Origin of the sequence: Bacillus sp. NPDC077411 (assembly GCF_044543425.1) — a bacterium.
In the GTDB taxonomy this organism is placed as follows: domain Bacteria; phylum Bacillota; class Bacilli; order Bacillales; family Bacillaceae_G; genus Bacillus_A; species Bacillus_A bruguierae.
On sequence record NZ_JBITWA010000011.1, the window covers coordinates 91,305 to 103,369 of the forward strand.

Here is a 12,065-nt window from a genome sequence, read left to right on the forward strand (position 1 = left end):
TTTAATTACAAAACCACTTACAAAACTTACAAAATCTATTATTACTATTGAAAGCGTTTTAATATTGTAAATAACAACATAAGGGGGTGCCTCTATGGGGATTCAAAATCAAGTGGAAACGATGTCACCTGCAGGTGAAGGAGAAACAAAGCAGGAAACATTTATTTCAAAAATTATGAATATAAAAATTGGTGTTATACCGTTACCTTTATATCTTGTGCTAGCAGCGGTTATTTATGGAGCATCTGTATATAATAAGTTGCCTGCGGATATGATTGGCGGATTTGCAGTTATTATGATTATGGGTATTTTCTTAGGCGATATTGGAATGAGAATTCCAATTTTAAAGAACGTTGGTGGACCAGCAATTCTTTCATTATTTATTCCGTCATTACTCGTGTTCTTTAACTGGATCAACCCAGCATCAATGAATGCTGTAAATATGTTAATGAAAAAATCGAACTTTTTATATCTATACATTTCTTGTTTAGTAGTTGGAAGTGTTTTAGGAATGAACCGCAAAGTGTTAGTACAAGGCTTTATTCGCATGTTTATTCCATTAGTTGTAGGAACACTTGCTTCTATTGTAGTTGGATTATTAGTTGGATCATTATTCGGATTTGAAATGAAGAGAACGTTCTTCTTTATCATTGTACCAATTGTGAGTGGTGGTATCGGAGAAGGGATTTTACCACTTTCCTTAGCTTACAGTGAAATTTTACATCAATCATCAGCAACATTTGTATCTCAGCTTATTCCGGCAGCGGTTATCGGAAATATGTTTGCGATTGTAGGCGCTGGATACATGAAGCGATTAGGTGAGAAAAAACCAGAACTTAGCGGTAATGGTGTATTGGTAAAAACAGGTAATCAAGATGATTTATTAAAAGAACAAAATACAGAAAAACCAATTGACTTCTCATTAATGGGAGCAGGTTTATTAATTGCATGTACGTTCTTTATTTTCGGTGGATTGGCTTCTAAATTTATTGGTATTCCAGGGGCAATCATTATGATCTTTTCAGCAGCACTTGTGAAGTACTTTAAATTAATGCCAGCAAAAATGGAGCAAGGTGCATATCACTTATACAAATTTATTTCGACAAGCTTAACGTGGCCATTAATGGTTGGTTTAGGAATACTGTACATTCCGTTAAAAGATGTAGCAGCTGTTCTTTCAGTTGGATATGTTGCGGTGTGTGCATCAGTGGTAATTACAATGATCGCAACTGGTTTCCTTATTGGGAAAGTTATGAAAATGTTCCCGGTTGAATCTGCGATTGTAACAGGATGCCATAGCGGACTAGGCGGAACAGGAGATGTTGCGATTTTATCAGCTTCAAACCGTATGGAATTAATGCCGTTTGCACAAATTTCAACGCGTTTAGGCGGAGCAGCAATGGTTGTAACAGCATCAATTTTATTAAAAATGTTTTCGTAATGTAACATCAAACAAGCTAGCTATGTAAAGACGTAGCTAGCTTGTAAAATTAGGAGGAGATTATTTTTATGTTAGAGAGCCAAATTAAAGAACGTTCGTTATTACTTCATAAAGAATTAGTAGGAAAAATTGAAATTACAAGTAAAGTAGAAGTGAATTCAGCTGATGATTTAAGTTTGACATATACACCAGGCGTAGCGGAATCTTGTAAGGCGATTGCGGCAGATGAAGAAACAGCTTATGACTATACAGCACGTGGTAATATGGTTGCCGTTGTCTCAGATGGAACGGCAGTACTTGGCTTAGGTGATATTGGACCGAAAGCAGCTATGCCTGTTATGGAAGGAAAAAGTATTTTATTTAAAAAGTTTGCGAATGTCGATGCATTCCCGCTTTGTCTTGGAACGACTGATGTAGATGAAATCGTAACCATCGTTAAAAATTTAGAACCTACATTTGCAGGTATTAATTTAGAAGACATTGCAGCGCCGCGTTGTTTTGAAATTGAAAAGCGTTTAAAAGAAGAAACAAATATTCCAGTGTTTCATGATGATCAGCACGGAACAGCAATTGTTGTTTTAGCGGCAGTTCTTAACGCGTTAAAAGTAGTAAATAAAACGATGGATGAAGTGAAGATTGTCATTAATGGTGCTGGTTCTGCAGGAATTGCGATTGGTAAATTGTTATTAAAAGCAGGCGCACAGCATATGACGTTAGTAAGTTTAGAAGGTGTTGTTTGTGAAGGAGAATCATGGATGAACCCTGCACAAATCGAGATTGCGAAAGAAACAAATCGCGAACATGTACGTGGAACATTAAAAGAAGCGATTGCTGGTGCAGACATTTTTATCGGTGTATCTGCTCCTAATGTATTAACAAAAGAACTTGTGAAGACAATGAATGAAAATCCGATTGTGTTTGCAATGGCGAATCCAGTACCAGAAATATTCCCAGAAGATGCACTGGAGGCGGGAGCTGCTGTTGTTGGAACAGGACGTTCTGATTTTCCAAACCAAGTGAACAATGTATTAGCATTCCCAGGTATATTCCGCGGTGCATTAGATGTGCGTGCCACAGATGTTACTGAGGAAATGAAATTAGCTGCCGCGTATGGAATTGCTAACATTATTACAGATGAAGAACGAAATGCAAATTATGTTATCCCAAATCCATTGGATAAAAGAGTTGTACCAAGTGTTGCAGCTGCGGTAGCAAAAGCAGCAATTGAATCAGGTGTGGCACAAATTAAAAAAGTACCAAACTATTCAATCGAACAATAAAGTGAAACTTCCTCTTGGGAAACATTTTTCTTCCCAAGAGGTTAGTTGAACCAATCGGGCGCATGTCAGCAGTTATTCCCCACCCTATCTTCCTCGTTTCTCTTTGAATCGTGAGGTGGGGGTCTTACTGCCCGTTAATGCGGGATAAAGCGAAACTTTGATGCAAGAAATATATCGAGCTTGGATATATTACGAATCTAAAAGATGTGGATCGTGTATGTCTAAGCTGGATACATGCCACCTATTTTAAAACTGCTCCCCATCTTTAAGAAGTGGGGAGCAGTTTTATTTCTTCTCTATAAACTCTATTTCAAATCCTACTTGTTCAATCATATGTTGTCCTTCTTTATATATCCATTTTCATTTTTCGACATCTTTGTCTAGCTCTTCCTCCTAGGCCCTCATGTCTAAGAACCTTCCACACAAGAAGGTAAAAAGCACCTTCTGTGTGAAAGAACCTTAGCCAATGGGCCTAAACAGTCGGTGGCTTCGCGTCTTCCGCCGAGGCAAAAAGCGCCTCTATGTCAGAAGTTCCATCCCCCTCTTGTTCTGAGCGAGCCGCTTCCGCTTTTCTTATGATCCAGCTCCAGCGGCTAGAACAGTCGGTGGCTTCGCGTCTTCCACCGAGGCAAAAAGCGCCTCTATGTCAGAAGCTCCATCCCCCTCTTGTTCTGAGCGAGCCGCTTCCACTTTTCTTTATAAGTCGCTGTTATGCAGAATACAACATGCTCGCTACTTGCTTTCTCCTTTTGTTTTAAATCTTGCATGTGGCAAAAAGACCCTGACCGCTTCTATGCATGGTCAGATGCTCTCGCCCACCTAAAAAGAAAGAGGGTTTTATGTCAATTTTTAAATTTGTATTTATATAGGTCTTCTTTGTATCTCAATAAGTAAAATATTATACATAGGCTTACTTATGAAAAAAAGTTGTTTTCATTGTAAAGAATGAGTAATATAGATTTCGCACGGAGTATAGAAAACATGGGGTGAAAAGAGAGGGATGGAGAAAAAAAAGAAGTTTTTGAGTTTGCAGAAAACCATTGCATTTTTTGTATGTGCTGTTGTTATATTTGCTTTACTTGTAACAGATATTTTAATTAGTCATCATGTCGAGCGTACGACAGAAGAAAGTCAAATAGAAAAAGCTAAAGCAGTTGCACGTATTACAGCAAATTCACCGCTCGTAATCGATGCTTTATCGGGAAGAAAAGATGAATCTGAAATTCAACCGAATGTGAATCGGCTTTTAAAAAATACAGATGTTCAATTCATTGTAGTTATGGATATGAATGGGATACGAAAATCTCATCCGGATCCTAATAAAATTGGTCAACATTTCGTTGGGGGCGATGAAGCAACAGCCTTGAAAGGAAAAGAATATGTATCAACAGCAAAAGGGACATTAGGAAGGTCTATGCGAGTATTTGTACCAATCTTTTCTGAAACGAAAAAACAAATAGGGGTTGTGGCTGTTGGAATTTCAGCTGATAATGTAGAAGAGATGGTGAAACAAAGCAGACACATTATGTACATCGGTGTCAGCGTTGGGATTTTAGTAGGAGTTATAGGGGCTATTTTATTGGCTAGACATATTAAGAAAATTTTATTTGGCCTCGAACCTAGTGAAATTTCAAAAATCTTAGAAGAACGAAATACGATGCTACAATCTGTTAAAGAAGGAATTATTGCGATTGATACGGATGCGCGGATTACTTTAATTAATCACGAAGCCAGGCGGTTAATTGAGAAAAGCGGGATCAAAGAAGAGTTTATTGGTGAAGACATTAAGAAGTATATGCCGAATTCAAGGATAAAAGAAGTATTACAAACGGGAGTAGCGCAGTTTGATGAGGAACATAGTATGCATGGGATTACAATTGTTTCGAATCGAGTTCCGTTATACGTAAAGGGAGAAATTGTTGGGGCAATTGCAACATTTCGTGATAAAACGGAAATAAGAAAATTAGCAGAGCAGTTAACCGGTATTCGACTATATGCAGAGGCTTTGCGTGCACAATCGCATGAGTTTATGAATAAAATGCATGTTGTATTAGGACTAACACATATGAAGCATTATGAACAATTAGAAACATATGTTAGTAGCATGGTATCAGAGCATCAATATGAAATTGGAGATGTGATGCGGAAGATAAAAAATCCTGTGTTTGCAGGTTTTTTACTTGGAAAACTTAGCTATGCAAGAGAAAAAGGAATAGAATTAACGATCAGTGAAGATTCTTATTTACCACAGCCGGATGATGAGGGGATTATTCATGAACTCATTACAATTGTAGGGAATTTAATTGATAATGCTTTGGATGCAGTAGCGGATTGTAAATATAAGCAGGTAAATGTTGTAATTAAATATTATGATAAATTAATTGTAAAGGTTACAGATACAGGTAATGGAATTAAACAAGAAGAAATAGATAAATTATTTGTTAAAGGGTACTCTACAAAAGGAGAAAATCGAGGATATGGCTTATATCTTGTGAAGGAAAGTATAGAACGTATAAAAGGAAATATCCATATTGATTCAGTATTAGGGGAGCAAACAATAATCACAATTGAAACACCATATAAAAGTAGGGATGAGATGGAAGATGATTAAAGTTTTAATTGTAGAAGATGATCCAATGGTAGCCGTTCTAAATAAGCATTATTTAGAACAAGTTGGCGGGTTTGAACTTGTTCATATAGCTAATTCTGTAGATGAAGCATTGCAAGTACTAGAAGAATCCCACATAGATTTTATATTGCTTGATATTTTTATGCCTGGTGATACTGGGTTTGAATTGTTATTGCATATTCGCAATAAGGAAAAAGAAATTGATGTGATGATGATTTCAGCGGTGCATGATATGGTAAGTATTAAAAAAGCACTGCAATATGGAGTTGTAGATTATTTAATTAAACCATTTACGTTTGAACGTTTTAAGGAAGCATTATCTGCTTATCGCGAAAAATTTGAATTTATGAAGGCGCAGTCCAATATTAATCAATCTGAATTAGATGCATTGATTTTACAAAAAGAAAAAAAAGAATCTCCTGTAAGCAAAGTGCTTCCAAAAGGATTAACAAAACAAACCTTACAATTAGTTTGGAAACAGATAAAATCGCTTCAAGGGAAAACATTTACAACAGAAGAGATGGCACAATTAGTTGGAATTTCTAGGGTTTCCATTCGAAAGTATGTCCTATTTTTAATTGAAATTGGAGTTTTAGAAAATGAAATGGTATATCAACAAGTAGGAAGACCGGTAAGCAAACTGCGTTGTATTGATGAAAACAAAATACATTTGTATATATGAAGCTGTCCCAAAAGATCGTTAAATAACGGCTTTTTGGGACAGTTTTTTTGACTAAATGAATGTTTTTTGTAATTCGAAGCATCTGTTTTATTCAGATATTTTCAAGATTTTGAAGAAAAATGTCGAATTTTTTAGAATATTGTATTTTTTTGTTGTTGGGTTGTATTTTTAGTGTTAAACTTATAATTACAAAGAGAGAGTAGCTAACACCTCCCTATTTTAAATTAAAAAAGACTGAAAATTCCGTCTTTTGAATCACCTTTATTTAAGCGATATGTATGCGTATTTGCTGCTCTTTCTTTTTTTATAGCATGTCAATCATTTATATAAAAAATTTTTATATAAATGATTGACAAAAAAACATATTTTAATAATAATTAATTTATAATAATTTTAAATAAAAAATTATTATAATAAAAGGGGGGTCCAAAAATGAATCCATACAATCGCTTAACAACAAATCAAGGTGCTCCTGTAGGAGATAACCAAAATTCTCGTACAGCAGGTCGTCGTGGCCCAGTATTATTAGAGGATTATCATTTAGTAGAAAAATTAGCGCATTTTGATCGAGAACGTATTCCTGAGCGTGTTGTACATGCACGTGGTGCTGGCGCTCATGGCCTTTTCGTAACAAAAAATAGTATGAAAGAATATACAAAAGCAGCATTCTTACAGAAAGAAGGAACAGAAACACCTGTATTTGTTCGCTTCTCAACGGTTATTCATGGGCAAGGTTCTCCGGAAACAGCTCGTGATCCAAGAGGTTTTGCGGTGAAGTTTTATACAGAAGAAGGAAACTATGATCTTGTTGGTAACCACTTACCTGTATTTTTCATTCGTGATGCAATCAAATTCCCTGACATGGTCCATTCTTTAAAACCGGCGCCAAATACAAATATTCAAACTCCAGATCGCTACTGGGATTTTATGACGCTAACACCAGAATCAACTCATATGTTAACTTGGGTATTTTCTGATTACGGTACGCCTGCAAACTACCGCCAAATGGAAGGATTCGGTGTTCATTCATTTAAATGGGTAAACGAAGATGGGAAGGTTGTATACGTAAAATATCACTGGAAGCCACAACAAGGCGTACGTAATTTTAATGTAAAAGAAGCAGAACAAATGCAAGGAAAAGATTTTAACCATGCAACTCGTGATTTATTTGATGCGATTGAGCGTGGGAATTATCCGAAATGGGATCTTCATCTACAAGTTATGAAACTAGATGAAATGGATTCCTTAGAGTTTGATCCATTAGATCCAACAAAAATATGGCCAGAAGACCGTTTTCCATTAATGGAAGTAGGTACAATGACGCTAAATCGTAACCCGCAAAATTTCTTTGCAGAAGTAGAACAAGCGGCATTTTCACCAAGCGCAACTGTGCCTGGTATTGAACCATCTGAGGATAAATTATTACAAGGACGTTTATTCTCTTATCCGGATACACAGCGTTATCGCTTAGGTGCAAATTACTTACAAATTCCTGTAAACTGTCCGTACGCAGCGGTGCATAATCAACAACGCGATGGTTTCATGCAAACGAACCAACAGCCGTCTACAATTAATTATGAACCAAGTCGCCATGCGGAAAATCCAAGTGAAGATTCGGTATATCGAGATTCAACTATGAAACTTGAAGGTTATGTATCTCGTGAAAAAATTGAGAAACCAAACGATTTTGGGCAAGCTGGTGAGCGTTATCGTTCCTTCTCTAAAGAAGAACAAGATAACTTAATTGCGAACTTGGCAAATGATTTAAAAGATGTGAATGAACAAACAAAATTGCTTGCAATTTGCAACTTCTTCCGTGCAGATCGAGAATATGGTATGCGTTTAGCACAAGCATTACATGTTGATATTTCAGCGTATGTGGGAGGACCTGTGAAGTAGGGGATACCTTAATTATATATACAAGTAAAAAAAGACATAAAATCCGCTTTCTTTTTAGGTGGCGAGAGTACCTGGCCGTGCATAGAAACGGCCAATTCCTTTTTCTATCACATGCAAGGTTGAAAACAAAAGAAGAAAGGGGGTGAAGGTCATGTTGTATTCTGCGTAGCAGTGACTTATATGTCGAAAAATTGAAATGGAGATATATAGCTAAATTTGGAACAACTATACACTTTTTAAAATTACAAAATTAGTTACAAAACTTACGAAAACTATTTTTATTGTCAAAAGAGTGTAAAATTTTAGGCAAGAGCATGAAAGAGCCTTTAAGGGAGGGAGTCAAAAAGTTTCGAAGTGTTAAAATGTGTAGTCAAAATTGAACATATTGATGTTATGAATCTATGAATAATAAAAAATATATAAATCCTCATTAAAATTTTGACATGGCTGAGCTTGTTACTTTTGATTAATCTCACATGGAGAAAAATTGTTTATGCCGTATTTTAAAATTGGATTTATATAGTATGAACAAATTAATGGCGTTTATGCTCAGCACGAGATGGTAATACGGTACAATTTCAGTTTACATGATTTGATAGAAATGATGGTAAAAACATAATTTAGTCAATTTGTATATTATCATTGTTTGTTAGATATGTCAATATTCGAATTATCAGATTTAATAGCTATATTAGAGAAATTAATGATTTTTGAAGAGTAGATAGGCATATATAGAAAGTAAGTTTATAACGATCGAAAGAGACAAAATACTAGCAACTATCAAGTCGTTCTTATCGTGCATTTGTACCAAAAGCCATCTTAATATCATTCGTTAGGAGGCGGATAAAGAGTATGGTGTGTGACGTTAGGCAGAAATCGGGTTCACACTCGAGGGATTGTCTGGACTAACGATTGTTAGTAACAACTGAAACTGTGAGACCACGGTGGGATACCCAAACAAATCTCACGACTAGATGGCTGTTAATACTCCCCCATGCGTAATTGGTAACGACTACGTGTGAAGCGGGGTGAAGTCGCATCGAGTAGCCCTAACAGGTAAAGCTGAGGAAAGGTTAAACATATTGCAAAAGTGATGCGGACAGGGAGCTATATATGGTCAGGATTTGAGCAATCAATGACGAACTGCTGAATGTACGTCTCGTGTATCCGTTCCTAGAAATGGGCGTCAATATATTATCTCCAAAACAATATCATACGGTTTGTGATGGATAAAGCTAAAGGGTTGCTTTAACTTCTTATTGAAGTGGTAATCGGGACAAAGGCAGGGCCTACGTATAGTTATATACCTAGCAGTTTCGGAACGTCAGAAGTCCCTAACGATGTAGTAATAACTCGGGGAACAGCTTAAGCTGTGAAAGAGTTATGAATAGGGATGGCAGTAGGGGTGTAGTACCAATGAAACTCTGATAATAAGGAGTGGAGGGAAGGCCCCGAGTCTAATGAACAGGTTCTCTTACATAAAGATGGCGATAACAAAGCTATATGAACTTGTTGATTAGGTGGAACGCCGTGTGCGGTGAAAGTCGCACGCACGGTGTGGGGTGGGGGAAAAGCTGGAGATGGCTTCAAAGGTTTACCTATTACCATTATATGAAAAAAGTAACTTCTATTTTTTCAATTATCATGATCTTTATATTTACTATAGGTCAGAGTTTGATGCCTATAATAGCGAAAGCACAAGAGTTAAATACAAGTGGATTTGTTGATAGCTTTACGTTCGACAAAACAGATCTCAGTTATGGAGAACGAACGGGAATAAAAGTTAATTTTAGTGATAAATCTGGAAATAAAATGAAGGCTGGAGACACACTAACGTTAACGTTACCTCAAGAATTACAAGGATATAGTAGAAAGATTGATTTAAAGAATGATGCTGGTGTTACATTTGGAACTTGTCAAGTAACGGCAACAAATGTTTTATGTACATTTACTGATGTAGTTGAGAAACTTCGAAATATTAGAGGATATTTTTATTTTGAAGTTCAAGCGACTCAGAATGTAGCAATAGGGCAAACGATAACAGTTGACACAAATTTAGGTACAAATTTACAAACGCAAAGGGTAACCATTAAGGGGCCAACTGAAGGTGGTGAGAGTACAGCTCCATTTTCCTACAAAACAGGTAGAATTGACCCGGATACTCCAACTAAAGTGAAGTGGGAACTGCCTATAAATAATAACAAGGAGCAATTAAGTTCTGATATTGTTTTGTCGGATACTTCACAATCAGGCCAAACACTTGATCAGGCTGGTTTTACTTTAATAGTTGGAAATGAAGCGTTAACACCTCAACAATTCGTTGATAAGGGTTATGGAACAATTACTTTTAATAGTAATTCTTTTGAAATTAGAGCTTATAAGGATCAGGTCAGTGGTAAGATTTTTATTTTGAGGTATACCGCTACTATAACTGAAAATGGAATGAGCCAAGAGAATTTTTTTAATGATTTTACGATTAATTACCAGATTTTAAATGAGCAACCAGTAACGTTTTCAGATAGTGCTTGGACTAAAAATATAAACGCGGGCGGTGGTGCTCAAGGTGATTTACCACCTAAAGGAACGCTAAGAATTGTAAAACACATTGCTGGAGATGAAACAAAATTCATACCGAATGTCTCGTTTAAATTATATACAGAGTCAGGTCAGCAAATTGGCGGTACGTATACAACAGATGCACAAGGTATGGTTGAAGTCCCTACTTTAAATCCAGGCAATTACTATGTACAAGAGATTACTGCTCCAAACTATTTGGATTTTGATCCACAAGCAAAAGTGCCTTTTACAATTGATGCAAATGCCGAAAAAGGTGTAAAGCTGATGGTTCCGAATAAGGTGAAATCGACATCTATTTTAGGAACGAAGGCGTGGAAGGATAGCAACGCGACAGATCGTCCAGCAACAATCAAAGTCGATTTACTACAAAACGGTCAAGTAGTTGACACGAAAGACGTAACAGCTGCAAATAACTGGAACTATACGTTTGCAGATATACCTGCATATGATAATGATGGAAATGCGTATACGTACACAGTAAGAGAACAACCAGTAGCGGGATACAAATCAGAAGTAAACGGTTATAACATTACAAATACAAAAGTAGGTCAAACAACAGTAGTAGGAACAAAAACGTGGAAGGATAACAACGCGACAGATCGTCCAAGCACAATCAAAGTCGATTTACTGCAAAACGGTCAAGTGATTGACACGAAAGACGTAACGGCATTAAACAATTGGAATTACACATTTGCAGACTTAGCACAATATGATGCAAATGGTGTTCCTTATACGTACACAGTAAAAGAACAACCGGTAGCGGGATATAAATCGGAAGTAAATGGCTACAACATTACAAACACAAAAGTAGCGAAATTGACAGTAGAAGGAACGAAGACGTGGAAAGACGGAAATGCAATAGACCGTCCGGCAATGATCCAAGTCGACTTACTACAAAATGGAAATGTAATTCAAACACAAGACGTACCAGCAGCAATGGGTTGGAAATATGTATTCGCAGATTTAGAAGCATACGATGCAAATGGAGTAGCTTACACATATACAGTGAAAGAACACCCGGTAGCGGGATATCAATCCAGCGTAAACGGTTATGACATTACGAATACAAAGGTTGGTCAAACAAAAGTAGAAGGAACAAAGACTTGGAAGGATAACAATGCAACAGATCGCCCAAGCTTGGTTAAAGTAGACCTTCTACAAAACGGTCAAGTAGTAAATACAAAAGAAGTAACAGCAGCAACAAACTGGAAGTACACATTTGACAATCTACAAGCGTACGATGCAAACGGAGTAGCGTACAAATATGAAGTGAAAGAACAACCAGTAGACGGATACAAATCGGAAGTAAATGGTTATGACATTACAAATACAAAAGCAGGCCAAACAAAAGTAGCAGGAACAAAAACGTGGAATGACAACAATGCGACAGATCGTCCGAGCACAATCAAAGTGGACTTACTACAAAATGGTCAAGTGATTGACACGAAAGATGTAACGGCAGCAAACAATTGGAATTACACGTTTGACAATCTACAAGCGTACGATGCAAACGGAGTAGCGTACAAGTATGAAGTGAAAGAACAACCAGTAGACGGA

6 protein-coding genes are annotated in these 12,065 nt (G+C 36.7%); all 6 read left to right on the forward strand.

The features are described from left to right. Positions 1 to 94 precede the first annotated feature (94 nt). The gene (locus tag ACIGHG_RS15240; RefSeq protein WP_336470893.1) at positions 95 to 1,441 is read left to right on the forward strand and encodes a 2-hydroxycarboxylate transporter family protein; all 1,347 of its coding nucleotides are present in this window, start codon (positions 95 to 97) and stop codon (positions 1,439 to 1,441) included. Between the two features lie 68 nt (positions 1,442 to 1,509). Next, on the forward strand, positions 1,510 to 2,721 hold the full coding sequence (locus tag ACIGHG_RS15245) for an NAD(P)-dependent malic enzyme (protein WP_336470894.1): 1,212 nt from the start codon (positions 1,510 to 1,512) through the stop codon (positions 2,719 to 2,721). A 1,000-nt stretch (positions 2,722 to 3,721) separates the two neighbouring features. Beyond that, complete coding sequence (locus tag ACIGHG_RS15250; RefSeq protein WP_396549216.1) at positions 3,722 to 5,332, forward strand: sensor histidine kinase; 1,611 nt, start codon at positions 3,722 to 3,724, stop codon at positions 5,330 to 5,332. Continuing rightward, positions 5,325 to 6,032: a response regulator gene (locus ACIGHG_RS15255; RefSeq protein WP_336470896.1), complete on the forward strand. Its 708-nt coding sequence runs from the start codon at positions 5,325 to 5,327 to the stop codon at positions 6,030 to 6,032. Before ACIGHG_RS15250 ends, ACIGHG_RS15255 begins: the two co-directional genes overlap by 8 nt. 432 nt (positions 6,033 to 6,464) lie before the next feature. Then, positions 6,465 to 7,931 carry a catalase gene (locus ACIGHG_RS15260; protein WP_396549218.1) on the forward strand — a complete coding sequence of 489 codons (1,467 nt, stop codon included), beginning with the start codon at positions 6,465 to 6,467 and terminating at the stop codon, positions 7,929 to 7,931. 1,611 nt (positions 7,932 to 9,542) lie between these two features. Then, positions 9,543 to 12,065 (forward strand): Cna B-type domain-containing protein (locus tag ACIGHG_RS15265; protein WP_396549220.1); only part of this gene is annotated, 2,523 nt, incomplete at its 3' end.